This is a genomic window from Sorangium aterium (assembly GCF_028368935.1).
GTDB classification, from domain to species: domain Bacteria; phylum Myxococcota_A; class Polyangia; order Polyangiales; family Polyangiaceae; genus Sorangium; species Sorangium atrum.
The window spans coordinates 945,255-968,799 of sequence record NZ_JAQNDK010000006.1 but is presented as its reverse complement, the minus strand read 5'-3'; the positions used below and the strand labels follow the sequence as shown (position 1 = coordinate 968,799).

Annotated in this window: 18 protein-coding genes; 6 read left to right on the top strand and 12 right to left on the bottom strand. The window is 71.0% G+C overall.

From position 1 onward, the window contains the following. Positions 1 to 150 precede the first annotated feature (150 nt). From POL72_RS47655 to POL72_RS47640, 4 genes are read right to left on the bottom strand one after another with little or no spacing between them, the layout of a single operon-like run. Entirely contained in the window at positions 151 to 1,299 is a 1,149-nt protein-coding gene (locus POL72_RS47655; protein WP_272103779.1) for a tRNA-uridine aminocarboxypropyltransferase, read from the bottom strand. Between the two features lie 12 nt (positions 1,300 to 1,311). Next, positions 1,312 to 2,301: a methylmalonyl Co-A mutase-associated GTPase MeaB gene (gene meaB, locus POL72_RS47650; RefSeq protein WP_272103777.1), complete on the bottom strand. Its 990-nt coding sequence runs from the start codon at positions 2,299 to 2,301 to the stop codon at positions 1,312 to 1,314. 1 nt (position 2,302) lies between these two features. Then, on the bottom strand, positions 2,303 to 4,951 hold the full coding sequence (gene scpA, locus POL72_RS47645; protein WP_272103775.1) for a methylmalonyl-CoA mutase: 2,649 nt from the start codon (positions 4,949 to 4,951) through the stop codon (positions 2,303 to 2,305). Continuing rightward, positions 4,944 to 5,396, bottom strand: coding sequence for a VOC family protein (locus POL72_RS47640; RefSeq protein WP_272103774.1), 453 nt, complete (start codon positions 5,394 to 5,396; stop codon positions 4,944 to 4,946). Before POL72_RS47640 ends, scpA begins: the two co-directional genes overlap by 8 nt. Positions 5,397 to 5,602: 206 nt before the next feature. Here POL72_RS47640 and POL72_RS47635 point away from each other — a divergent pair, with 206 nt between their 5' ends. After that, a complete protein-coding gene (locus POL72_RS47635; protein WP_272103772.1) occupies positions 5,603 to 6,466 on the top strand; it encodes a PAS domain-containing protein in 864 nt (287 codons plus the stop codon). A 19-nt stretch (positions 6,467 to 6,485) separates the two neighbouring features. On the opposite strand, the gene POL72_RS47630 is transcribed toward POL72_RS47635, so the two are convergent. Further along, complete coding sequence (locus POL72_RS47630) at positions 6,486 to 7,985, bottom strand: M14 family metallopeptidase (RefSeq protein ID WP_272103771.1); 1,500 nt, start codon at positions 7,983 to 7,985, stop codon at positions 6,486 to 6,488. A gap of 499 nt (positions 7,986 to 8,484) precedes the next feature. On the opposite strand from POL72_RS47630, the gene POL72_RS47625 reads away from it, so the two are divergent. The 3 genes from POL72_RS47625 to POL72_RS47615 all read left to right on the top strand — a co-directional run bounded on the left by POL72_RS47625 (position 8,485) and on the right by POL72_RS47615 (position 11,268). Then, a complete protein-coding gene (locus POL72_RS47625; RefSeq protein ID WP_272103769.1) occupies positions 8,485 to 8,805 on the top strand; it encodes a hypothetical protein in 321 nt (106 codons plus the stop codon). Positions 8,806 to 8,978: 173 nt separating this feature from the next. Beyond that, positions 8,979 to 10,379 carry a hypothetical protein gene (locus tag POL72_RS47620; RefSeq protein WP_272103767.1) on the top strand — a complete coding sequence of 467 codons (1,401 nt, stop codon included), beginning with the start codon at positions 8,979 to 8,981 and terminating at the stop codon, positions 10,377 to 10,379. 79 nt (positions 10,380 to 10,458) lie between these two features. After that, positions 10,459 to 11,268, top strand: coding sequence for a class I SAM-dependent methyltransferase (locus tag POL72_RS47615; protein WP_272103766.1), 810 nt, complete (start codon positions 10,459 to 10,461; stop codon positions 11,266 to 11,268). An 89-nt stretch (positions 11,269 to 11,357) separates the two neighbouring features. On the opposite strand, the gene POL72_RS47610 is transcribed toward POL72_RS47615, so the two are convergent. The 3 genes from POL72_RS47610 to POL72_RS47600 are packed head-to-tail and all read right to left on the bottom strand — an operon-like array spanning position 11,358 to position 13,726. Next, positions 11,358 to 12,059 (bottom strand): glycine-rich domain-containing protein, encoded by a 702-nt coding sequence (locus tag POL72_RS47610; RefSeq protein WP_272103764.1) that lies wholly within the window; start codon positions 12,057 to 12,059, stop codon positions 11,358 to 11,360. Positions 12,060 to 12,062: 3 nt separating this feature from the next. Further along, positions 12,063 to 13,076: a cupin domain-containing protein gene (locus POL72_RS47605; protein ID WP_272103763.1), complete on the bottom strand. Its 1,014-nt coding sequence runs from the start codon at positions 13,074 to 13,076 to the stop codon at positions 12,063 to 12,065. Beyond that, a complete protein-coding gene (locus POL72_RS47600; RefSeq protein WP_272103761.1) occupies positions 13,073 to 13,726 on the bottom strand; it encodes a UCP032817 domain-containing protein in 654 nt (217 codons plus the stop codon). The genes POL72_RS47605 and POL72_RS47600 overlap by 4 nt, the downstream gene beginning before the upstream one ends. A 370-nt stretch (positions 13,727 to 14,096) precedes the next feature. Here POL72_RS47600 and POL72_RS47595 point away from each other — a divergent pair, with 370 nt between their 5' ends. Continuing rightward, positions 14,097 to 14,252: a hypothetical protein gene (locus POL72_RS47595; protein ID WP_272103759.1), complete on the top strand. Its 156-nt coding sequence runs from the start codon at positions 14,097 to 14,099 to the stop codon at positions 14,250 to 14,252. Positions 14,253 to 14,408: 156 nt separating this feature from the next. On the opposite strand, the gene rnk is transcribed toward POL72_RS47595, so the two are convergent. From rnk to POL72_RS47580, 3 genes are all read right to left on the bottom strand, one after another. Further along, entirely contained in the window at positions 14,409 to 14,831 is a 423-nt protein-coding gene (rnk, locus tag POL72_RS47590; protein ID WP_272103758.1) for a nucleoside diphosphate kinase regulator, read from the bottom strand. Positions 14,832 to 15,423: 592 nt separating this feature from the next. Then, complete coding sequence (locus tag POL72_RS47585; protein ID WP_272103757.1) at positions 15,424 to 17,733, bottom strand: family 43 glycosylhydrolase; 2,310 nt, start codon at positions 17,731 to 17,733, stop codon at positions 15,424 to 15,426. Between the two features lie 41 nt (positions 17,734 to 17,774). Beyond that, positions 17,775 to 19,256 carry a hypothetical protein gene (locus POL72_RS47580; RefSeq protein WP_272103755.1) on the bottom strand — a complete coding sequence of 494 codons (1,482 nt, stop codon included), beginning with the start codon at positions 19,254 to 19,256 and terminating at the stop codon, positions 17,775 to 17,777. Positions 19,257 to 19,989: 733 nt separating this feature from the next. Between POL72_RS47580 and POL72_RS47575 the strand changes: the two genes are divergently transcribed. Then, entirely contained in the window at positions 19,990 to 21,327 is a 1,338-nt protein-coding gene (locus POL72_RS47575; protein WP_272103754.1) for an extracellular catalytic domain type 1 short-chain-length polyhydroxyalkanoate depolymerase, read from the top strand. Positions 21,328 to 21,445: 118 nt separating this feature from the next. On the opposite strand, the gene POL72_RS47570 is transcribed toward POL72_RS47575, so the two are convergent. After that, a complete protein-coding gene (locus POL72_RS47570) occupies positions 21,446 to 23,527 on the bottom strand; it encodes an ATP-binding cassette domain-containing protein (RefSeq protein WP_272103752.1) in 2,082 nt (693 codons plus the stop codon). Positions 23,528 to 23,545 lie beyond the last annotated feature (18 nt).

The following is a 23,545-nucleotide window of genomic DNA, read 5'->3' as shown; positions in this document are numbered from 1 at the left end:
ACGCCCGCCCGTCCATAAGGATTTCGCTCCTCTTCGCTCGCCGTCTCGAGGGAATCTCGCAACGAAGGTGGCCAGACGGTACAGGTCACCTTGGCCACGGTCAAGCCGGCGCGATCCGCGTTTGCAGGCGGTTTCGACCCGTTTGTCTCTCTAGCTGTCTGGTGCCGAGTCCTCCCCCGCGAGGTCGAGCAGGCGCGCGAGGACGACCTCGAGCCACCCCACCGCGCGCCCGCACCGACCGGCGCCCCACGGCGCCGGCTCCCCGGCCCGGAGCGCCCGCGCCCCGTTGGCGATGCCGCCGGGGCGCCGCCCGAGGTGCCGCGCGCAGAGGTCGCGCAGGTCGAGGAAAGGCGGGCGCCGGACGCCCTCCTGCGCGAGCACGTCCACCGTGAAAGAGCCCCAGGTGCCCAGCACGCCGTCGCCGACGAAGGCGCGGAAGCGCGTCAGGGCAGCGCCCGCGTCCTCGCCGTCGAGGAGGCGCGCCTCGGGCACCTCGAGCTGGTGCGCGACGCTCGGGCCCAGCGGCCGCCGCGGGCGCAGGAACGCCTCGAAGCGCTCGCCCGACGCGCGGCAGGCCACGAGGTGGACGAGCTCGGATGTCGGCTCGCCCGCGCCCGCGCCCGCCGGCCCCCCGGAGCTGGCCCCGCCGTCGACGAGCACCAGCCTCTCCGGCTCGGCGAGGTAGGGGCGCAGCGGCGCGAGCGGCGAGGCCGCCTGCGCGCGCCGCCGCCGCGGGGCCTTGCTCCTCGCCTGGTGCTCGATCTGCCGGTCGACCATGAACGTGAAGGCCCGCAGCATCTCGTCGAAGCGCGCGGGCTCGCCCTCGAGCGCGCCGAGCGCGCTGGCCACCGCCTCGACCGTGGCGAGGCACTCGGGCCGCGGCTCCTTGCGGATGCGGTAGTTGCCCGGCGCGCGGGGCGTCACGCCGATGCGCCGCACCGCGGCCAGGCGCGGGTTCAACGCGAGCATCTTCCTCGCCTGCCACCACGTGCCGTCGACCACGATGAGCGAGCGCACCGGCGCCCCGCCCGCCGCGGGCGCGTCGCCCCCGGGATAGAGCACGGCCGTGGTCGGATCGCTCGCGAGCGCGGCGATCCGGGCGTCCTCCTCGAAGACCACCCCCTCGTGCAGCTCGGAGTTGGGCAGCGCCAGGTGGGTCATGAGCGCCGTGCCGATGCCGACCTTCCGCTCGCGCGGGTGCTGGAGGAGCACGACCCGGGTCCTCGTCGGCAACGAGGGCAGGAGCGCGCAATAGCAGACCGGACGGGGGCGCCGGCAGCGCCAGCAGACGTCGCGCATGGGAGGGCCCCCTTATAGGCCGCGCTGGCCCCAGGTCTCCAGCAGCTGCCGCGCGGCGCGCAGCGGGCTGAGCGATCCCGCCTCGACGAGCGCTTCCACGCCGGACAGGCGCTCGCGCACGCCAGCGCTGCGCAGGAACGCCTCCCGCAGGCGCCCCTCGATGACCTCGAACAGCCAGCGGCGCGCCTGCGCGGCGCGGCGGCGCAGGAGCCAGCCGCCGGCCTGCATGTGCGCGCGATGGCGCAGCACGTTCTCCCACGCCTCGCTGACGCCTCGGCCCTCCTGGGCCGAGCAGACGCCGACGACGGGCGCCCAGCCGTGAGGCGCCGGAGGGAACAGGTGCAAGGCGCTCTCATAGTCGCGGCGCGCTCGCGCGGCCCTGTCGACGTTCCCGCCGTCGGCCTTGTTGATGATCACGAGATCGACAAGCTCCATGATGCCCCGCTTCACGCCTTGAAGCTCGTCGCCGGCCCCAGGCAACATGAGGAGCAGGAAGCAATCCGTCATGTCGGCGACGGCGACCTCGGATTGCCCGACACCGACCGTCTCGACAAGGATGTTGCTGTATCCCGCCGCCTCGCAGAGCACGATGGCCTGGCGCGTGGCCCGCGCCACGCCGCCGAGCGAGCCGCCCGACGGCGAGGGGCGGATGTAGGCCCGCGGGTCGCTCGCCAGCCGCGGCATCCGCGTCTTGTCGCCGAGGATGCTCCCGCCGTGGACAGGGCTGCTCGGGTCGACAGCGAGCACGGCCACCGTCTCCTCCCGATCGCGCACGAGGTGAACGCCGAGGGCATCGACGAACGTGCTCTTGCCGACCCCGGGCACGCCGGTGATGCCGAGGCGCGTGGCGCCGCCGGCGTGAGGCAGGCAGCGCTCCAGGACCTCCTCGGCGAGCTCCTGGTGGCGGGGGAGCGAGCTCTCGGCCAGCGTGATCGCGCGCGCGAGCGCCGCCCGGTCGCCCGCGAGGAGACCGTCGACGAGCTGCCTCGGGCTCGCCTTCAACCTAGCGCGCCTCCTGCGACGAGAGGCTCTCAAGGAGCGTCCGGACGATCCGCGCCGCGGCCTCGGGGATGACCGTCCCGGGCCCGAAGATCCCCGCGACGCCGCGCTCCTCCAGATACCGGTAGTCCTGCGGCGGGATCACGCCGCCCGCCACAACGAGGATGTCCCCGCGGCCCGCCTGCCCGAGCGCGTCGATGAGCTGCGGCACCAGGGTCTTGTGGCCGCCGGCGAGCGAGGAGACCCCGACCACGTGCACGTCGTTCTCGACGGCGTGGCGGGCCACCTCGTCCGGGGTCTGGAAGAGCGGACCGATATCGACGTCGAACCCGAGATCCGCAAAAGCGGTGGCGATGACCTTCATCCCCCGGTCGTGCCCGTCTTGACCCATCTTGGCGACGAGGATGCGCGGGCGCCGGCCCTCGAGGGCCGCGAACTGCTGGACGAGCGCCTCCACCTCGTGGCCGGCGGCCGCATCGCGGATCTCCGCGCCGTACACGCCGCTCACCGTGCGCACCGGGGCCTCGTAGCGGCCGAAGACGCGCTCGAGCGCGTCGGAGATCTCGCCGAGCGTCGCGCGGCGGCGCGCGGCGTCGACGGCGAGCGAAAGCAGGTTCCCCTCGCCCGTCTCGGCAGCGCGGGTGAGCGCGGCGAGCGACTCGCCCACGACGGCCTCCGCGCGGGCGGCCTTCACCTCGCGCAGCCGCGCGAGCTGTTTCTCGCGAACCGCGGTGTTGTCCACCTCGCGGAGCGAGAGTGGCGCCTCTCTCTCCAGCCTGTACGCGTTGACCCCGACGATGATGTCGCGGCCCGCGTCGATCCGGGCCTGCTTGCGGGCCGCCGCCTCCTCGATGCGCAGCTTGGGAAGGCCGTTCTCGATGGCCTTGACCATGCCGCCCAGGGACTCCACCTCCTGGATGAACTGCCACGCTCTCCGCGCGAGCCGGTCTGTCAGGCGCTCGACGTGGTAGGAGCCGCCCCACGGGTCGATGACCCGGCAGATATCGGTCTCCCGCTGCAAGAGGAGCTGGGTGTCGCGCGCGATCTTCGCCGAGAAGTCCGAGGGGAGCGCCAGCGCCTCGTCCAGCGCGTTCGTGTGAAGCGACTGCGTGCCGCCGAGCACGGCCGCGAGCGCCTCGATGGCCGTCCGCGTGACGTTGTTGAACGGGTCCTGCTCGGTGAGGCTCCAGCCCGACGTCTGGCAGTGGGTCCGCAGCGCCATGGTCTTCGGGTTCTTCGGGTGGAACCCCTTCACGATCTTCGCCCACAGGAGCCGCGCGGCCCGCAGCTTGGCGATCTCGGTGAAATGGTCCATGCCGATGCCGAAGAAGAACGAGAACCGCCCGGCGAAATCGTCGATATCCATGCCCGACGCGATCCCGGTGCGCAGGTACTCGAGGCCGTCGGCCAGCGTGTACGCGAGCTCCAGCTCGGCGGTCGCGCCGGCCTCCTGCATGTGATAGCCGCTGATGCTGATCGAGTTGAACCTGGGTGTCTTTTCGGCGGTGTAACGGAAGATATCGGCGACGATCCTCATCGACGGCGCCGGAGGGTAGATATACGTGTTCCGGACCATGAACTCCTTGAGGATGTCGTTCTGGATGGTCCCGGAGAGCAGCTCGGGGCGCACGCCCTGCTCCTCGGCGGCGACGATGTAGAAGGCCATGATGGGGAGCACGGCGCCGTTCATGGTCATCGACACGCTCATCGTATCGAGCGGGATCTGGTCGAAGAGGATCTTCATGTCCTCGACGGTGTCGATGGCCACACCGGCCTTCCCCACATCGCCGACCACGCGCGGGTGATCCGAGTCGTAGCCGCGGTGGGTCGCGAGGTCGAAGGCCACCGACAGCCCGGTCTGCCCTGCGGCCAGGTTGCGGCGGTAGAACGCGTTCGACTCCTCGGCCGTCGAGTAGCCGGCGTACTGGCGGACGGTCCACGGGCGGACCACGTACATGCTGGTATACGGCCCGCGCAGGAACGGCGGCGCGCCGGCGGAGAAGCCGAGGTGATCGAGCGACGCGACGTCTGACGGGGCCGCGCCCGGCTCCGGGATCTCCCTCGTGTCGCCGAGCTGCCGCATCGCCGCGCGCGCGAGGCTCCGCGCGAGCTGCTCGACGTACCAGGAGCCGGCCGCAGGGCTGTCGCCGGCGTCGAAGCGGGCCTCCTCGCGGAGGATGACCCGGGCGTTGCCGAGCAGGCGCTCGGGCGGCGTGACCACGATGTCGTCCGCGCCGCCCGCGATGGCCGCCATCATCCCGACGATGCCGCGGAGGAGGTTCTTGTGCTCCTCGTCGCCAGGGACCGCGGCCGACGGGATGACGGCGGTGATCGTGGCGCCCGGCCGCAGGAGCTCGGCCAGGAGGCGCGCCGCGCAGAGGCGGGCGATCTCCAGGAAATAGCTGCATCCCATCGTGAAGCGCAGCTCCGGCGCGCCGCTCCCGAGCTCGGCGACCAGCGACGCCACGAGCGGGCCACCCGTGGCCGGCGGGAGCGAGGGGCTGTCCGGCGCGAAGATCGGCGGCACGAGGAGCCCCTCGGCGCTCGCCCAGGAGAGGTCGTCCGCGGTCTTGCCCTTGAGATCCCGGTGGAGCGCCTGCTTCCACGTCGCGAGCGCGACCGGCGCGAACTCGGCGAAGAGCCTGTCATCCATGGGACTGCACGACCTCGATGAGGTGACCGAACGGCGCGTCCTCGCGCGATCGGGGGTGCACGAAGAAGATCGTCGTGCCCCGGGAGCCCGGCCGCGGCGCAGCGTCGATGATGCGGAAGCCGCGCGCCTTGAGCTCGTCGAAGGCGGCCTGGACGTCGCTGACCCGGTAGGCGACGTGGGCGAAGCCCCCGCGACCGCCGTTCTTGTCGATGAGCTTCTGGACGGGAGACTCGGCGGAGAGCGGCTCGAGGAGCTGGACGTGGTTGTCGCTGTCGCCGATGCGGAGCATCACCTCGCGGACCTGATCCGTGCCCCGCACCTCCTCCCGGTGCACTTCGCGGAAGCCGAGCATCTCGTACGCCTTCACCTGCGCGTCGAGCTGCCCGGCGGGCACCGCCATGGCGATGTGGTCGATGAACAGAAACCCGGGAATCTGGTCTTTCATGGGCTCTCGTTGGGTCGGGAGGCCGGTCGGGGCTGCAGGGGCCGCCCGTGTCGAGGGGCGCGCCGTGCGCGCAGCTTGAGCCGCGAAGCGGGGCGGCGGCAAGAGCCGCGCGACGGGCTGCGGGCGTGGGCCGGGGTCGCTATAGACTCGCGACGACGCGCGAGAGCGCGAGCGCGCCCTGGGCAACAGAGGGGGGAGCGTGCGACATGAAGGGACGGGATCACGACGAGCTCGTCGCGGAAATCGAGCGGCTGCGCCGGCGCGTGAGCGAGCTCGAGAAGGACAGGGGCCGTCGCGACGCGGGGGTGGAACGGCTCGCAGACTACGTGCGGCTCCTGACGAGTTACATGCCGGCGGCGGTCGCGCTGTTCGACCGCGACATGCGTTACCTGCTGACGAGCAAGCGCTGGCTCGAAGACTATGGCCTCGCGCCGCGCGAGATCACCGGCCTCTCGCACTACGAGGTCTTCCCCGAGATCCCGCAGCGATGGAAGGACATCCATCAGCGCTGCCTCGCAGGGGCGAGCGAGCGCCACGAGGAGGACTCGTTCCAGCGGCCCGACGGGCGCATCGAGTGGGTGCGCTGGCAGGTCTTCCCGTGGCATGACGAGCGCGGGGGGATCGGCGGCATCATGATGTTCACCGAGGTCATCACCAAGCAGAAGGAGCTCCAGGATCGGCTGCGTGCGCAGTCTGCCGCCCTCCGCGAGCTGTCGACGCCGATCATCCCGATCTGCGATGAGGTGCTTGTCCTGCCGCTCATCGGCACGATCGACGAGCGCCGCTCGCAGCAGCTGACAGAGGCGCTCCTCAACAAGATCTCCGACAAGGGAGCGCAGATATGCATCGTCGACCTCACGGGCGTCTCCGCCTTCGATACGCGTGCAGCGAGCGCGCTCGCGCGGATCGCGCAGGCGGTGCGGCTGCTCGGCGTCGAGGTGGTGTTGACGGGCATCCGGCCCGAGGTCGCTCAGGCGTTGATCGCCCTGGAGGTGGAGCTCAGCAGCATCGTCACGCGCCGCGACCTCTCGCACGGGATCGCGTTCGCGATGGCGGCCAAGAAGCCCTGACCTCCCGACCCATCCGGGCTCACCGTACCCGCCACGCCGGGTGCTCGTCCCCGATGGCGGGCGCCTCCACCAGGCCGTTCTCGACCGCCCCGTCGTCGCTCTCCGGCTCGCACAGGTACACGGCGATGGCGCCGAGCGGCTGCTCGGTGTCGACCCGGGACCAGCCCTCGGGGGCCCGCCGGGCCTCCTCGCGCCACCGCACCGACACCTCGCCGACCCGGGCCGCCTCCAGGATCGCCCGTCCGCCCTCGGCGCCGAGCGACGCCACCCGGGCGACCTCGACGTCGTAGATGCCCCCGGCCGGCTCGACGCGGAGGCCGTGCCGGCGCAGGGCCTCGGCGATCGCCGGCGGCACGAGGTACGCCCGCGGCCGATCCACCACGGTGGTCCCGACGAACCGCGCGTGGTGCGGGATCCGCAGGGTGACAGGCTCGCCGTCGAACGCCCGCGGGCTGCGCGTCAGGATGTCGATCGGGGCCCCGGTCGGCTCGAGGCGGTACCGGACCGCGACGCGCTCCGGCGGCCGGGCGCTCGCGGCCACGACCTCGCGGACCGCGTCGGCGTGGGTGGCGACCCAGGAGAGGGCCTCGATCTGCCACGCCGAGGCGGTCTGGACGCGCTCCTCGAACGGGAGATAGCTGTAGCACTCGAGGAGCAGGTCGAGCCGCCCCGTGAGCCCGCGGTAGTTCGAGCCGAACCGCGGGTGGTGCGGGTAGGTCATCCAGCCGAGGCCGACGGGCGAGGCCGGGTCGACCTCGCCGTCCGCGTCGAGCACCCGCTCGTCCTCGACGAAGTTGCCGTACCAGCCGCTCTCGAAGCCGCGCCGCCGGACCGCGGCGATCACGTCGGGGACCAGGCGGTCGCGCACCATCGCGATCGGCTCGGGGCGGCCGGACTCGATGGTGTGCGGCACGTCGACCGTCATCTGGAACCGGTGCACAGACCCGTTGGTCGCGTGGTTGTCGATCGTGAGATCGGGCGCCCAGGGGATGCACACGCGCCGCTGGAGCAGGCGCATCTCGGGCGCGGCCTGGCGGAGGTAGTCGCGGTTCAGGTTGATGCCCTGGCTCTGGGTGCGGGTGCCCACGACGGGACCTGGCTGGCCGGTGAGCTTCTTGAGGTCGAGGCGGCGGTTCCGCGGGTCGAGCGCGTCGTTGCCATCGGCGTTGAACAGAGGAACGACGAGGAGCACGAGGGCATCGAGCCAGTCCGGGTGGCGGCCGTCGAGCAGATCGCGGACGAGCGCGAGGCTGGCCTCCTTGCCCTCCACCTCGCCGGGGTGGATCCCGTCGAGCATCAGCACCACGGGGCGCCCGGCGCGGCGGGCCTCGTCCGGGGATCGCACGCCGTCCTTGGACAGCACGAGGAGCGGCAGCTCCCTCCCGCCCGGGCTGGTCCCGAAGGTGGTCACGTGCAAGCGCGGGTCGTTGCGGCCTTCGAGCGCGCGGACGAACCGCATCACGTCGGCGTGCAGGGAGGTCTCCCGGAATCCGGTGGCTTCGGCGCGGGTGAGCAGCATGGGCCCGATCTCTACCCCGCCGCCCGCAGGAGGGGGGCAGCCATCGACGACGACGGCGCGATGACGGCGCGACGACGGCGCGCCCGCCGGAAGAGCCCGCACGTGGGGTGGTGTGGCGGGTGTGGTGGACGAAGCGACGAAGTCCTCGTCCAGGCTGGTCAGATCGACAGGACAGGATGCGACCCGAAAGCGTGGAAGGCTCGGCAGGCGCGTCAGAGACGCATGTCTTCCCTTCTCCACGGTCACGGGCGTCACGGGCGCGGCCGGTCCGCACGCGGCGCACGCGGTGTCAAAACGCTCAAAGAACGGATTGTCATTTTGGCAGGATGAGCCATTGTACAGGTAGCGGAAGTGTCAGCTTTGGCAGAGCGGCGCAAGAAGCCCCTCGATCCATGCGCTGGTTCCAGCGGATCACTGCTGGCACGACGCTCGCATTCGCAGGAGTCGTCACAGGGACGCTGGCAGCGAGCGGGCGCTCGCGAACGAGGCAGGTAGCACGATGTTGAAGATCCTCCGGAAGTTGAATGAAGGGAGCCTCCTCCAGCGCACAATGATGCATATCGCGGTGCTCGTCGCTGGATCTGCGAGCGTCGTCGCGCTGACCAGCGTGCTGCTCGTGTCGACCGCGAGGACCGTGCTGCCGCGCCACGACGCGACCGAGGGCGGCGCCGACAAGGCAGATGAGGAGCAGAGCGCGGACTCGGATGCTGATCCGAGCTCGTCGGAGGCGGCGGCGAGCCCCGCCGGCGCGAGAGGCGCGCCGAAGGCGCTGGCGCAGGCGCGCATGGCGAGTCGACGCGAGAGCGCGGTCGCGCGGTGATGACCGCAGACAGGGCGCGCAGTTGCTCCTTGACACGCCCGAGCGCTGTTCTGTCTCCTTCTCTCCTCCGTGAGCCCCGTCATCACCCGCCGACGCCTGAAGCGTTGGGAGACCCCTGAGCCGCTGCTCACGTCGCGCTCGAAGCGACCGGCGCGGAACACGGCGCGCGCGCCGTGACCGCCGTGCGCCGGACAGGCTGGTTCACGCCGGAGCGGCGCGCCGCCGCGGCGCTGGTCGCGCTGGGCGCCGCCTTGCGGGCCGCCCTGTTCGCGGCGCAGCCGGAGCCGAGGGTCTGGTTCGACACCGGGACCTATCTCTTCTGCTCCCTGCCGGGCGCGGCTCCGGCGTTGGACCGGCAGCAGGGTTACTCGTGGTTCCTGCGCGGGCTCCGGGCGATCTCCGCGGATCTCCGGCTCATCCAGGCGACGCAGCTCGCCCTCGGCCTGATCACGGCGCTGCTGTTCTACGGGATCGCCCGGCGGCTCGCGCCGCGCCCGGGCTGGGCGCCGCTCGCGGCGCTCGGGCTGTGCCTGTTCTGGCCCACGAACCTGCTGCTCGAGACCCATGTGCTCTCGGAGGCGCTGTTCCTGTTCCTCGTCGCCCTCGCCGGCTACGCCGCGGCCGAAGGAGCACGCCGCGGCTCCCCGTGGCTGCTCGGCGCGGCGGGCCTCGCGGCCGGCGCGAGCGCCTCGGTCAGGGTGGTGGGTCTCGCGGTCTGTGGGCTGCTCGCCGCGATGACCCTCGCCGCCGCCCTCCGCGGCCCGGCCTCCGGCGCCGGCGAGCGCGCGCGCCGCCTGCTCGCCCCCTGCGCCTTGGTCGTGGCGGCCAGCCTGATCGTGGTGGCTTACATGAGCCATTACCGGAGTCATCGCGGCGCGTGGGCGATGGAGAGCTGGGCCGGAATCAACCGCTATTGCATGCTCGCTGCCCTCATCCGACCCGAGCACGCCGCCCCGGACGAGCGCTCCGTCGCGTTCCTCCAGGAGCACGGCGACGGCAACCTGCGCGGCTTCGATTTCGTGATGTGGGACGATGAATCCCCCCTGGCCATCGCCGCCCGCGAGCTCCACCTCCCGCCGCCGGCGCTCGATCGCTGGGCGAGCCGCGTCGCGCTCAGCGCGGCGCTCGACAGGCCTGCCGACGCTGGACGGGTCCTGCTGGACCACCTCCAGGAGGCAACCCTGTCGGTGGGCACACTGGACCGGCACGTCAAGCTGACCCCGGCGTCCACTGCGCACCAGGCGGTGAAGCAGATCTACGGCATCGACGTGTCGACCTGGCACGAGACGCGCTCATTCACCCTCCCCTATCGCTGGCCGCTCGCCGTGCTCAAGCCGATCCTCGCGGCAGCCGCGCTCGGGGCGCTCGCGCTCCAGCTGTCGAGACGGCATCGTCGCGGGTATCAGCTCGCGTTCGCGGGGAGCGCGCTGCTGTTCACGGCGGCGGTGTCGATATCCATCCTGCCAGAGCAGCGGCACGTGCAGCTGGCGGAGAACCTGATGCTGCTCAACGCCGCTCTCCTTGCGGGGCAGGTGCTCGAGGGGCGGCGGGCGCACGAGGGCACAGCGCGATGAACGCCCAGGCCACGGGGACGCCGCGCCGGGACGCCTGCGGCTGGATCCGCTCGGCGCGCCCGTGGTAGCACCTCTGCCGATGACCCAGCCCCCGAGCCCCCTCGCCACCCCCGTCGCGTGGAACCTGGTCGCCGACGATTACGCATCCGACATCGTCCCTCACTTCGAGAAATACGCCGCCGACGCGCTCCGGCTCGCCGGCGTCGGCCCGGGCGCCCGCGTGCTCGATGTGGCCGCCGGGCCGGGCACCCTGTCCCTCCTCGCCGCCGGCGAGGCGCGCGTGACCGCGGTCGATTTCGCCCCCGCGATGGTCGAGCGGCTGCGCGAGCGTGCCGCGGCCGCGGGGCTCGCGGTGGACGCCCGCGTCGGCGACGGCATGGCGCTGCCCTTCGAGGATGGCTCGTTCGACGCTGCTTTCTCGATGTTCGGGCTGATCTTCTTCCCCGACCGCGACCGCGGCTTCCGCGAGCTCCTCCGGGTGCTGCGCCCCGGCGGCCGCGCGGTCGTCGCGAGCTGGGTGCCGATGGACAGGACGCCCATCCTGGGCGAGCTCTTCTCGGCGATCGGCGCCGAGCTTCCCGGGCTGCCCTTCGGCGAGGGCAAAGCGCCGCTCGGAGACCCAGGCGAGTTCCGCGCCGAGATGGAGGCCGCCGGGTTCCGGGGCGTCTCGGTGCACGAGGCGGAGCACTCCCGCGAGTCGCCCTCGACCGAGGAGTTCTGGCGTTCCGTGAGCCGGAGCAACGCGCCGCTGGTGCTCCTGCGGGACAAGCTGGGCGACGAGCGCTGGGAAGCGCTCAGCAAGGCGATCCTCGGCAGGCTGCAGGCGCGGTTCGGCGACGGTCCTCAGCAGTTCTCGATGACCGCCCTCCTGGGCGTCGGCTCACGCTAGCGCCATCGCAGCGCCGCGCCCCGAACGGCGCGGCGCGTGAGCCCGGCAAGGGCCCACGACGAGCGCCCCTCGCAGCGCAGCCGCACCGGCTACGGAGCGACGCGCAGCGTCCGCGACGCCACGAGCGCCCGGCAGAGCGCGATCCGGTCGTCCAGGTCGAGCCCGGGCAGCTCGCGCACATAGAAGATGCCGTGCCGGGCGATGAAGCGCAGCGCGGCCTCGCCCCATGCGTCGACGCGCACGAGCACCGCGTCGCCGTCGACGAGCTCCGCCTTGCCGTCGCTCAGCCGGACCGACACCTCGCGATCGCGGATCACGCGGCGCGGGCCACAGACGGACGAAGCGTCGCTCCACAGCTCGGGCGGCGGCTCGCCGTACAGGGCGCTGTACGCGTCCGCGAACTCGTCCCACGTCGCCTCGCGGCAGGCGTGCGTGACGGGCGCATTGCTCGGCGCGTGGTGCAGGAAGCGCCCGAAGAAGCGCCGGCAGAAGTCGGCATATTCGATTGTAAAGAGAGCAAACTGGTGCCAGGCCTCGTCGACGCGCAGCGAGAACATCGGGTAAGCCCGGGAGCGGTCGGAGTCGACGAGCCAGAGATAGCGCACGAGCTCCCGGAACAGCGCCTCTGCCTCGCGCTCGGTGGTCACGGTCTTGTTCATGAGCAGCTTGCTGATGACGAACGGCGCCCGGTAGGCAAGGAGATCAGGCCGCCTGTGCGCGCTCGGCGTCACGACGTCTGTCTGCGTGGATTGCGTGGGCTGCATGGGCTGCGTGGTTTGCGTGGATTGCATGGCTCAGTTCTCCTGGGCTTCGAAGGGCTGAAAGGTCCCCCAGTCGACGAGGGCGCGGGCGAGCGCGAGCTGCTCCGCCTCCGCGAGGCCGGGGAGGTCGCTGGGGCGGAGCTCCCGGGCGGCCGACACCGCGCGGAGGGCGGGCCCGGCCCACGCGTCGACGCGGAGAAGGACCTGGACGCGCCCGCCGGAGTGGGCGACGAGCTCGGCGCGGCCCGCGCGGGGCGCCACGTCGAGCTCCACGCCCGGCCAGCGGCGCGAGAGGACGGCGTGCGCGCCGAGGGCCTCGGTCCGGCCGAGCGCCCGGGCGGCGCGCCGCCGGGTCCCCGCGTCGCCGCGGGCGTGGAGGCGCGCGAGGAGCGGGGCGGCCTGCGGGCCCCGCCGCTCGAGGGCGTCGATCTGCGCCCGGCGCACGCACTCCCGCTCGTGCGCGAGGAGCGCCGCCGAGAGCGCGTCGTCCGGCGCCGCCCAGGGCGCCGCGGGGGTCAGGCCGTCGATGGGGCCCACCTGCGCCTCGATGACCGGGCCGTCGTGAGGGCCGAACAGGTGCAGCGAGATGGACCAGCTCCCCGTCGGGTTCCGCGGATCGTGGATGCACGGCCCGTAGATGTGGCCGACCCGCCCGGCCTCCGCGGAGAACAGCCGCTTCGGCACGAGCCGCCGCGCGCGGGCCGTCGCGTCCCAGTCGAAGGTCGCGACGTCGAGCGTGTTGTGGACGACCGCCGTGACCGTCCAGTCCGAGTGCTCGTGGGCGCCGGCCGCGCGCCCGGGCCGCCAGTACGCGAACGCGAGGCGCACGCCGAGCTCGGGGATGACGTGGAACGGCGCGAGATCCGGCGCGCCGTCGCGACGCTCGATCTCGAGCGCGAAGAGGTCGAGCAGGAGCTCGTCGTCCGAGAGCCCGTCGCGGACCGCGCCCTCGACCGCGCGCACATCATCGCGCGCCGGATGGCCGCGGTCTTCTGGGCCCGGGAAATCGAGCCGCCCGAAGAGGGCGGTGAGCTCGGCGAGCCTCATGGCGCGACCCGGAGGAAGTCGCCCTTCACGAGCGGACGGCAGAGCGCCACGCGCTCGCCGTCCTCGAGGCCGGGGAGCTCGCGGACATAGAAGTGATCGCAGTCGACGATGAACTGCAGCGCGTCCTTCGCCCACGCGTCGATGCGCAGGAGCACGCGCGGCGGCTCCAGCGACCACACGAGATCTGCCTTCCCCTCCTCTACCCGAACGAAGATGGGCCGGCCGAACGTGACGCGGATGAGCCGCGTGTCGGGCGTCACGGCGAGCTCGTCGCTCCACGCCGCGGAGACGGGCCCGAAGAGCGCCTCGTAGTCGGCGCGAAACTCGGCGCGGGTCATCTCGGGGCGCGATCCGGGGCCGCGAGGAGCCGTGTTGGCGGTGTGGTGGACGAACTCGCCGAAGAAGCGGTGCCCGAAGGCCGCATACTCCTCGGTGAAGAGGACGAACTGGTGCCAGACCTCGTCGATCCTCCGGGAGAACATGGGGACTTGCCGGGTCCGGTTCGCCTCGCAGAGGAAGAGGTATTTCTTTACCTCGTCGAGGAGCCGCGCCGCCTCCTCGCAGGAAGGGACCACCCGGTCCTTGACGAGCTTCTCTTCGAGCCACGGCGCACGGAAGGAGAGCAGTTCGGGGATGATTGACGTGTCCATCACCCCGGGCTCGTTGCGAGCTCCGTGCCGAGCGGCGCTCGCCCGCTTCGGAGACGGGCCCATCTCGACGTTTTCGGTGCTCGGCGCACCGGAGTGCGCCTGCGCGCCGAAAACGCCGATCTGAGCCCGTCTCCTGTGCGGGCGAGCGCCGCTCGGGGACCCCACCGCGTGTACCGGAGCTGGTTGGAAGGGAACGGCGATGCCAGACCGATTTCCCCAACTGGGAAAGGGGTTGCTCAAGCGCGGGCGATACCGCGCCAAAGCGGCCGATATCGCGGCAAAACGGCGTGGCACGGCGACTGCAATAGCCCTCCTCGCGGGACGTCGAGTCCCCGGATGGAAATAACCAACCCACTACGGAGCAATCGCCATGAACGAGCAGATCAAGGTCGAGGTCGAGGTCGAGTCGAAGCAGGAGACCGTCGAGGAGCGCCCTGCGCGCCTGACGGTGGAGGTCCCCACGGAGCTCCAGGCGGGCCTTGCCCCGCAGGTTTGCACCTGCCCGCCCGGCTGTTGCGGCTGCTGAGCCGACCTCGAGGCGCGGGGGACCGCGGCCCGCGGCGACCGGCTCCTCGAACCTGACGACACGACCGCGGAGGCCCGCGCTGCGATGAGCAGCGTCGGGCCTTTCGCGTTCAAGGCGCACGACGCGCCGGCGAGGCCGGCCGTTCGCGCCGAAGGCTCACAGATCGAAGCGACCCGACGCCTCGGGCTGATAGACGATGCGCTCGATCCGGAGCCGCCGGGTGCGGCTCGGCGTGGGCCACTCCACCTCGTCGGCCTCTCGACAGCCGAGCAGCGCGAGCCCCATCGGCGCGAGCACCGAGATGCGGCCGCTCTTCACGTCGGCGATCCCGGGAAACACCACGGTCACGCAGAGCCGCTCCTCTGTGTCGAGATCGAGGAGCTCGACCCTGGAGTTCATGGTGACCACGTTCGGCGGGATATCCGCTGGCTTCACGACGTCGGCGCGCTCGATCTCGATCTCGAGCGCCTCCAGGTTCGGGGAGTCGCCCCCGGGCCGCGCGCGCAGCGCCTCGAGCAGGCGCGCGAGGCGATCGCGGTCAAATTCGGTGAGGACGATCGGGTTCGAGTGAGGTGCCATGAGCTGAGATCTCCTTGTGTCGTCGGTGCGATCCGGGCTCGGCCGAAGGTCCGCGCCGGCGAGCTGGACGGCGTGAGTGCTCGCCCAGGTCGCCCGCTCGGGCGCCCTCGATGCCAGGCCCGCTTCCTTCCGGGAGCGGCCAGCGAAAAACGCCGGGAGGCCGCTCCCCTACGAGCGTGCGGGCGACCTCCGGCAGAGGAGCCGGGATCGCAGGGGGATGAGCGCGCTACGCGCGCCGCGGCAAGGCCACGAACGCGACGCGACGGGGTGCAGGCACACGCTCATTCCATGGGCATGGTAACACGACGGTCCCCCCCAGGGCCATGACAAGGGGCGGCGCGTCCGGGAAGCGGTCCTCATTTGCCGTTGTCGTCCGCCCGACCTTTCATCACTCCCAGGCGGGTCCCCCTCTCCCGCCGATTCATCGCAGAGCCCGCTGCTTCCGGCGATCGCTCGTCATCGACCGGTGCGTCTGGCGGCACTGTTCCGCGGGGACGAACCGTCACAATCCGTCGGATTCTCCGGGATTTTGGGAGAGCCTCGTGCCGAGCCCCCCACCTCGCTGCTCGCGCTCGATTCCTCCGCGAAACAGTCAGTCGCCAATCGTATTCGCGCCGTTCAGGAGCGGTACGCCGAAGTTCGGCGTTCCGTCTGCATTCCACTCGAGCCGCTGGACGCGCGTGTGACGGTTCGGGTCGTAGAGCGGGTCCCCCGTGATCTTCTCGTAGTTCCGCGCGTGGTACACGAGCACGTCGATCGATCCATCCGCCGAGGTCGTGAACGAGTTGTGGCCCGGGCCATACAGCCCGTTTGCGCTGACGAACACTGGATTCTCGTTCTTCGTCCATGAGCTGGCGCTCAGCAGGTCGTCCGTCGCGCTCGCCGTGAGCAGGCCGAGGCAGTAGCGATCGTCCGTCGCGCTCGCTGAGTAGCTGATGAAGATCCGCCCATTCCGCTCGAGCACGGCAGCACCTTCGTTGACCGCGAACCCCGCCGTCTCCCAGGCGTGCTCGGGTCTGGCGATCCGCACGTTGGGCCTGGCCAGCGTCCACGGGTTCATCATGGCCGCGATGAACAAGCTGCTGTTGTCGCCCTCGACGCTGGGGTCCTCCTGCGCCCACACGAGATAGCGCTTGCCGTCGTGCTCGAACGTCGTCGCGTCGAGCGCGAACGTGTCCGAGTCCGTCACGATCTGCCCTCGCTCGATCCACGTGCCATCCATCGGGTTGGCCGATGAGTTCTCGAGCACATACATGCGAATGGCCCAGATGTTGGTCGAGCTTCCGGCGGCGAAATAGATGTACCACTTGCCGTCGATGAAATGTAGCTCGGGCGCCCAGATGTGCGCCGCCATCGGGCCGGTCGCGTGCTTCGTCCAGACGACCTTCGGGGTCGCGCTGGCCAGGCCTCGTATCGTGGTCGCGCGCCCGATCTCGATGCGATCGTACGTCGGCACGCTCGCGGTGAAGTAGTAGTACCCGTCCGTGTGCCGCTTGATGTGGGGATCGGCGCGCTGCGAGATCAAATAGCCGAGCGGCTCGAGCGCGAACGACGCCTCCGAGTTCTTGACCGCCGTGCCGTCGAGCACGTGCGCATAGATCTGGTAGTTCAGGCGCCGGAGATAACGTGTCGGATCTGAGTACCACTGCAGCGAGACCATCGTCGGATCCCCGTTCAGCGCGGGCACGATCCGGAACGTGGCGTCGCTCCGGAACGTGGTGGTATCCGTGAACACGTCGATCCACAGAAGGTGACTCCTCTCTTCGGGTGGAGTCTGCCAGAGCCCGCTAGCCCGGTTGGCCGTCTCGCTCTGCAGCGGGTACCGGGTCGAATTCATCCTGTCGACGTGCAGGTAGCGACCGCCGAAACCCACAGGCTCGAACGACACCAGCGTCGGATCATCCGGGTTCGCCAGGCCGGGCACCACTCTCCACTGGAAGTCGGCAGGAAGCTGGTTGTTTGCCCTATCGTCGAGGTTGGTGATCATCGCGTGATAATAGGAGTGCGCGACGTAGAGCGGCGCGTCCTCCTTGTGCGTCGTGCGAATCTGGTACCCCCCTCCGACGTCGTCGTCGAGATTGGATAGCTCGAGAACAGCGGGGGCGGCGAGGGCCGCATACTCGGGGTCCTCGCTGGCCGGTGAGCCGAAGACGACACGTACGGGCTGAGCTCCGTCGGCCTGCCAGTCATCGACGCTGCTCAAGGTAACGGTCTGCGCCGTGTTCCAGTTCGCCTCCGTGAACGTCAGGTCCGCATGGCTCAGCGTCGCCTCGGTCGCGTCGCTGACGCTGAGGGCGATCGTCACGGGCGCGCTCGGCTGCGACGCGAGGAGCACGGTGAACGTCACGGGAGCGCCGCGCTCGGCGAGGGTCCCCGACGGGTCGCTGACGACGATCGCTGCCGTCCCTGGACCGTCGTCGTCCGTGTTCGTGATGTCAGCGGACTCCGCGACGAGGCCGTCGCAGGCTGGGTCTGCAGAGACCGAAGGCCCGAAGCGGACGCGGAAGATCTGATCCCCGTCGCTGTCCGCGTCGTCCACGCCCGTGACCGTGATCTCTCGAGGGACGCTCCAATCCTCCACCGTGAAGGAGATGGTCGCCGGTGAGACGGAGCCTTCGGTCGCATCCGAGCTCGAGACCGGCACCATGACAGGCCCGCTCGGCGCGCGGTCGAGCGCCACGCTCACGGTCACCCGCCCGCCGGACTCCGAGGTGCTGAGCGCCGTGACCGCCGGCATGATCCGCAATGAATTGGTCGACGCGTCCGGCGCATCGGTCGAGGGCCCATCCGAGCACCCGACCGCCACGAGCAGCGCGGCGAAGGCGCCAGCTGCCGCCGTGAGCGCAACGCGTGGCGCAGAGAGGGAAGTGCGCTCTGGATGGGAAGAACTCGGTGCGCGCATGATGAGGGAACCTCTACCCATCAGTGGGTCCGCTAGGATGTTCAGTAGTGGGCGATGATCGCGTCGAGCTCCGCCTGCGTGACCCGGACCGCGTTCGCGTGGCGCACGCCGGACGGAAAGCGGTACTGCGCGCTCGGGAGCTCCGTCCAAGAGCCCGGATCCGTGTCGAGATCCGTCGTGCTCCAGCACCCGAACACACCGCCGTTCAGGTAGTAGTCGGCGAAGAGGTACCATCGACTCTCCCGCGGATCCTTGATGACGAACGGTCCCTCGGTCGCTCGTCTCCTGCTCTGGGTCGACCCGCGCGTGATGTAGTCCGGACTCCATCGCGTGAACGTCGCCGGATCGAGCGCGAGCGTCGAGGAGCGCGCGATCTGGATGTCCTTGCCCGATCCGGTGAGCGCGCTCCCGCTGCTGTCCGTCTCGTCCTTGAAGAAGAGGTAGTTGCGGTCATTCCATTGCGTGATCGTCGCGTCGATGACGCTGTAGCCCGGGTCGAAGAGCACGTCGGGCGTCGGGTTGACGATGGTGACGAAGTCCTCGGTGTAGCTGACGTAGATGCGGTTCGCGCCCGTGGTGTCGTTCCCCGACCAGATGATCGCATAGAGCTTGCGATCGGGATCGTAGTAAGCCTCCGGGGCCCAGGCGTGCATCGGGGTGGCGCTGGGGCCCGAGAGGTTCGTGAGCGTGATCAACCGGGGATTCGTGAAGGTGATGAGATCGGTCGAGTCGGCCACGAAGATCTTGGAGCTCGGATGGTTCCAGTAGTTCGAGTCGTTTTCCGAGAGCGTCCAGTCCGTGGCGATATAGACATACGTTCCATCGTTCTTGCGGAACAGGAACGGATCTCGGATGTGATTCGTGCCCATCCCGGTGAGCTGGTACGTCGGTTGTCCATTGGCGAGGGCCGACCAGTGAAGCCCGTCGGTGCTGTAGGCGAGATGCAGCGAATCGCTCGCCACGTCCTGATTCGGCCCGAAGTAGCTCATCACCCAGGCACCCGGGGAGCAGCTGGTTGCATTCATCGTGGCCGTGTGCTCGCCGTTCGTACACTTGAGGCAGCTGCGGTCCGTGGTGCTGCTCCCCTCCGTGCCGACGAGCTCCCCTGGCACGCAGTCGGTCCACGCGACGCATGTCGTCGTGGGATCGGCGTCGTCGTCCCAGGTGCCGTCCGCGCAATCGACAGGCGCGGCGGTCCCGCCTGCGCAGTACGTGCCCGGCGAGCAGCCGTCACACTGCGCGGGCGTGGTGCTCGTCCCAGGCGCGCTCTGCCTCGTCCCAGGCGCGCAGGGCGTGTGCATCCTGCAGCTCGGCGCGTTCATCGTGTCGCTGAAGGTGTCCTCCGGGCACGCCGTGCACCGCCGGTCCGCCGTAGGCGAGCCCTCGGCGCTCGCGAAGGTGCCTGCGGAGCAGCCTGTCCATGCGACGCAGCTCGTCGCGCTGTCGCCATCGTGATCCCAGGTGCCCTCGGAGCACGCGGGGGGCTCGGCATCGTGCCCTGCGTCTCCGCCGGTCGTCGTCACCGGGTCGCTGCACCCGGAAGTCCATAAGAGCGCCACCAGGAATCGTGCTCTCGATCTGCTTCCCAAACGTGCCATCTCGCTCCTCGGTTTCGCGCGTAGTTGCTGCGCCGATGGGCGCCGACGCCCACCCGGTCCGATGTGCGTGGGGCACCTTTGTCCGCGATGACCGAGCGGAGCCGTGCCGGGATCGATCCCGAGGACGGGCGCCCTGCGCGCACGACGGCCTGTTCTGGACAAAGCGAAAGGGTGGTTCTCGAGCGACTGTGAGCGCTCACATCGGCGACGTCAACCGAAATGGCCCGACGACGAGCTCACGGCCGCCGTTCCCCTGGAGCCCATCCGCCTCGACGCAGGTCCGAGGACCGCTTCTCGTGACGCCGCGCTCCAGAGGCGCCCCGCCCGCCCCCCTCCGGCTGGACGACACCGCGGGCCGGTCGATTGGAATTGACGTTGCCAATGTGAGCGTTCACAATCGACCCGATCGGTATCCTTTTGCTTCGCCATGGATGGGTCGTCGTGAACGCGGAGACCTTCGTCATCCGATCGATCTCGGCGCCGCCTCCGTCCGGAGGGTCTGCTTCGCCATCCTCAGCAAGAGGAAGGCGGATCGCGTAAAGAACCTTCTGTCACCTGAGCTGAGCGTGGCGATTCGCCATCGACATCGCCGGCGTCATGTCGTCGCAGCCTTGCTTGGTTCGACAGAGCCAGTTTACACACAGGAGAGAACTCCATCATGAGCCGAAATTGGACTGCCTGGGGCGCCTTGCTGGCAGCCATGCTGGGGTCGGTACCCTCCGCGGGAGCGGCGACGTTGCGTCAGGTCAACGACTGGGCGGTGAGCGGTCTGCCTCGTGACGTGAGCATGTACGTCTATGTCCCGGACCACGTGGCGCCGAATCCTCCGATTCTGACGCTGGTGCACTACTGCGGCGGGACCGCCAGTACAGTGTTTGGTCAGGCGCGGGGCGGGGGCATCGTCGACGCGGCGGACGACCATGGCTTCATCATGGTCGTCCCCAGCAGCGGAAGATGCTGGGACGTCGTGTCGGACAAGACGCGCACGCGCGAAGCCGGTGGCGACAGTCACGCCATCAGGCAGATGGTGAAGTACGCGCTCGACACGTACGGAGGCAACGCGGATCGCGTCTATGCGACGGGAGATTCGTCCGGCGGCATGATGACCGAGCTCCTGCTTGCCCTCTACCCGGACGTCTTCAAAGCAGGCGCCGCGTTGGCGGGCATGCCGGCCGGGTGCCGCGCAGCCAACGAATCAGGCAACAACGGCGGATACAGCGGAGCGTGCGCGGGCGGCTCGGTGACCCACACAGCGCAAGAATGGGGCGACATCGCCCGTACGCTGGCCCCGGGGTATGCGGGACATCGCCCGCGGCTGCAGCTTTTCCACGGCGACGCGGACACCCTCATCAGGTACCCGAACCACACGGAGGCCATCAAGCAATGGACCAACGTTCTGGGCGTGGGCGCGAGCCCGACGTCGACCGATACGGGAGTTCGTCTCGGCAACCACGATGCGACGCGGCAGCGCTGGGAGAATGAGTGCGGCTACGTGGTCCTCGACGCGTTCACCTCGATTGGCGGCGATCACGGCCCATCCGACGCGTTGTTCCCCGCTGAGTACGTCATCCCCTTTCTGGGTCTCGACAAGACCGGGCCGGTCGATCCCGAGATAGAGCAGTGCAGCGGTGGGGCGGGCGGAAGCGGCGGCGCAGGCGGAACCGGTGGAGATGGTGCGGGTGGTGGACAGGGGCAGGGCGGCATGAGCGGCGGGACCGCTGGGAGCACGGGGTCGAGCGGCACCGCAGGCGGAAGCGGCACCGCAGGCGGAAGTGCCACCGCAGGCGGAAGCGGCACCGCAGTCGGAAGCGGCGGGAGCAGTGGAACGGGTGGAGCCGTCACGGGTGGTGGCCCGGCCGGTGGCGCTGATTCTGGATCGTGCGCGGTCGGCAGGGCCGATTCGGGGGAGTCTGTCGGGACTTCCCTGGTTGCTCTGGCAATTGCACTTTCGACCTTGATCCGTCGTCGTCGGAGGACGGCGGTGGGGTCCACCTGAACCGGGACCACCGAGGGGAGATCCGCGAACGGCCCGCGCCGATCACCGCGGGCGACGCGGCAGCACTCACGCTGGCGACGACACCCCCATGTCGGGGCCGTACTCCGCTCCCTCACGCTCACGGGTGCGCAATGACGATCAGCGCCGGCGCCCGCTCCAGCACGGCGCCCACGCACTCGCGGGCCGTCAGCGGATCCAGCGCGCCAAAGCTCTCGTCGAGGATCACGGCGTCCGAGCGCTGGAGCAGCGCGCGCGCCAGGAACAGCCGGCTCCGCTCGCCGTGCGAGAGCTGCCACCCCGTCTCGCCCACGACCTGATCGAGCCCCGAGGGCATCCTGTCCAGCAGCGGCCCGAGGCCCAGCTTGCGGCAGACGACCTCCGCCTCCCGCCGGTCCTCGGGCGACGCGGGCCACGCGCGGCCCATCAGCAGGTTGAACGCGAGCGTCCCGGAGAGCACGTGGTTGTCGTGGAACTGCGGCGCGCTCGCGACGCGGCTGCGCCACGCGGCCCCGCCCAGCGTCCGCCGGTCGAGGCCGCGCAGCAGCACGAGCCCCGACGACGGCGCGTGAAGGCCGCTGAGCACGGCCGCGAGCGTCGACTTGCCGCCGCCGGAGCGCCCCTCGAGCAGCAGCCGGTCGCCCTTCGAGAGCACCAGCTCGCAGCCGCGGAGGACCGGCTCGCCGCGCTCCCCGTCGTAGCGGAACGAGACGCCCCGCGCCTCGATCACGACGTCCGACGTCGCGGGGCGCCCGAGCACGGCCTGCGGGATCCCGGCGGGCTCGCGGCCCTCGGCCGCCGTGAAGAGACGGGCGATCGAGCGCCACGAGACGGCGGCGGAGAGGAGCGCGCCGAGGCTCGTCGCCAGCGTCGCGAACGCGGCCTGCGCCTGGAGGATGCCGCCGGTCGCGACGACGAGCGGGCCCGCGCCCACCCCGCCCAGGACCGCGGGGACCAGGCCGAGCAGCCCGAGCGCGAGCCACCCGCGCGCCGGGAGCGACGCGAGGAGATCACCCACGCCATCCATCCCCCGCGCGGCGCGGTGGTAGCGCTCCAGCGCCGCGTCCTCCTCCAGGTGGTGGAGGTGCGAGGCCTGCTGGGCGACGCGCGTCCGGTGCCCGACGACGTGCTCGACGAAGCCGCTCGTGATCGCGAACCGCTCGCCCGTCCACGCCGCCCGCTCCCGGGCGAAGCGGCGCCCGAGCAGCGCCACGGCGAGCGTCCACCCGAGGAGCAGCGCGACGTGGAGGCCGCCGCCGGCGCCGGCGGCGAGGACCGCCGCGGCGCTCGCGAGCTGCACGAGCGCGACGATCGCCCCGAGCGCGCCGCCGAGCCCGGCCGTCTCGACCGCCTCGGACTCGGAGACCATGGCCAGCAGCTCGCCCGAGCCGCGCGCCCGGATCGCGGCAGGATCCAGGCGGAGCGCGCCGCACAGCAGGCGCTGCTTGAGGAGCGCGGCGACGTCGATCGTGAGCATGCCCCCCGTGAACGAGGCGAACAGCTGCACGAAGAGCGCCGAGAGCGACAGGAGCACCCACGCGAACAGCCACCCCGGCTGCACGTCGCCCTCGAGCGCGCCCGCGCCGATCAGCCACCAGGCGAAGACGCCGAGCGCGATCTGCGACGCGGCGGCCGCGAGGAAGATCGCGCCCCGGCGGAGCACCCCGCGCCTCGAGAGCAGGCGCCGGAAGCTCGACCCAGGATCGGGGCGGAGCAGCCACACGCCGTCGATGGGGCGATCCGCGACGAGCTGGGCGAGCAGCTCGTCGCGCGCCCGCGCGGCGCGCCGCGGCGGGACCTGCGCCGCGGCGAGCCACTTGTCGACGTGCGACGCGGGGCGGTCCTCGAGGTGGGCGGTGAGCGCCCGGCGCACGGTCTCCAGCGGGATCCGCGCCGGCGTGAGCGCCGGCGTCAGCACCGAGAGCCCCCGCCGTCCCGCGGACATCACCGCGAGGTAGCCCTGCTCGACGCGGACGATCGAGGGGCCGAGGGACGCGAGCGCGCCCCCGAGCTCGGCGAAGCTGCACTGGACCGCCTCCGCCTCGACGCCCATGCAGCCCGCGTACGCCTCGATCCACGCGGTGGGGTCGCCCTCCGGCGGCGCGCCGGGCGACGGGACCGCGCCGGTCGCGAGCCCGCACGCGGCCGTGAGCGCGCTCATCGCGTGGGCGAGCGCGGACGGCTGCCAGACGAGCCCGCCCAACGTTGCCGCCTGTCCGGC

What these genes read in the sequence shown, in the direction of transcription:
- POL72_RS47595 (WP_272103759.1), top strand. Translation starts at nt 14,097, where the DNA reads ATGAACGAGCAGATCAAGGTCGAGGTCGAGGTCGAGTCGAAGCAGGAG.
- POL72_RS47640 (WP_272103774.1), bottom strand. Translation starts at nt 5,396, where the DNA reads ATGAAAGACCAGATTCCCGGGTTTCTGTTCATCGACCACATCGCCATG.
- scpA (WP_272103775.1), bottom strand. Translation starts at nt 4,951, where the DNA reads ATGGATGACAGGCTCTTCGCCGAGTTCGCGCCGGTCGCGCTCGCGACG.
- POL72_RS47585 (WP_272103757.1), bottom strand. Translation starts at nt 17,733, where the DNA reads ATGCGCGCACCGAGTTCTTCCCATCCAGAGCGCACTTCCCTCTCTGCG.
- POL72_RS47635 (WP_272103772.1), top strand. Translation starts at nt 5,603, where the DNA reads ATGAAGGGACGGGATCACGACGAGCTCGTCGCGGAAATCGAGCGGCTG.
- rnk (WP_272103758.1), bottom strand. Translation starts at nt 14,831, where the DNA reads ATGGCACCTCACTCGAACCCGATCGTCCTCACCGAATTTGACCGCGAT.
- POL72_RS47610 (WP_272103764.1), bottom strand. Translation starts at nt 12,059, where the DNA reads ATGCAATCCACGCAAACCACGCAGCCCATGCAGCCCACGCAATCCACG.
- POL72_RS47630 (WP_272103771.1), bottom strand. Translation starts at nt 7,985, where the DNA reads ATGCTGCTCACCCGCGCCGAAGCCACCGGATTCCGGGAGACCTCCCTG.
- POL72_RS47615 (WP_272103766.1), top strand. Translation starts at nt 10,459, where the DNA reads ATGACCCAGCCCCCGAGCCCCCTCGCCACCCCCGTCGCGTGGAACCTG.
- POL72_RS47605 (WP_272103763.1), bottom strand. Translation starts at nt 13,076, where the DNA reads ATGAGGCTCGCCGAGCTCACCGCCCTCTTCGGGCGGCTCGATTTCCCG.
- POL72_RS47575 (WP_272103754.1), top strand. Translation starts at nt 19,990, where the DNA reads ATGAGCCGAAATTGGACTGCCTGGGGCGCCTTGCTGGCAGCCATGCTG.
- POL72_RS47625 (WP_272103769.1), top strand. Translation starts at nt 8,485, where the DNA reads ATGTTGAAGATCCTCCGGAAGTTGAATGAAGGGAGCCTCCTCCAGCGC.
- POL72_RS47655 (WP_272103779.1), bottom strand. Translation starts at nt 1,299, where the DNA reads ATGCGCGACGTCTGCTGGCGCTGCCGGCGCCCCCGTCCGGTCTGCTAT.
- POL72_RS47600 (WP_272103761.1), bottom strand. Translation starts at nt 13,726, where the DNA reads ATGGACACGTCAATCATCCCCGAACTGCTCTCCTTCCGTGCGCCGTGG.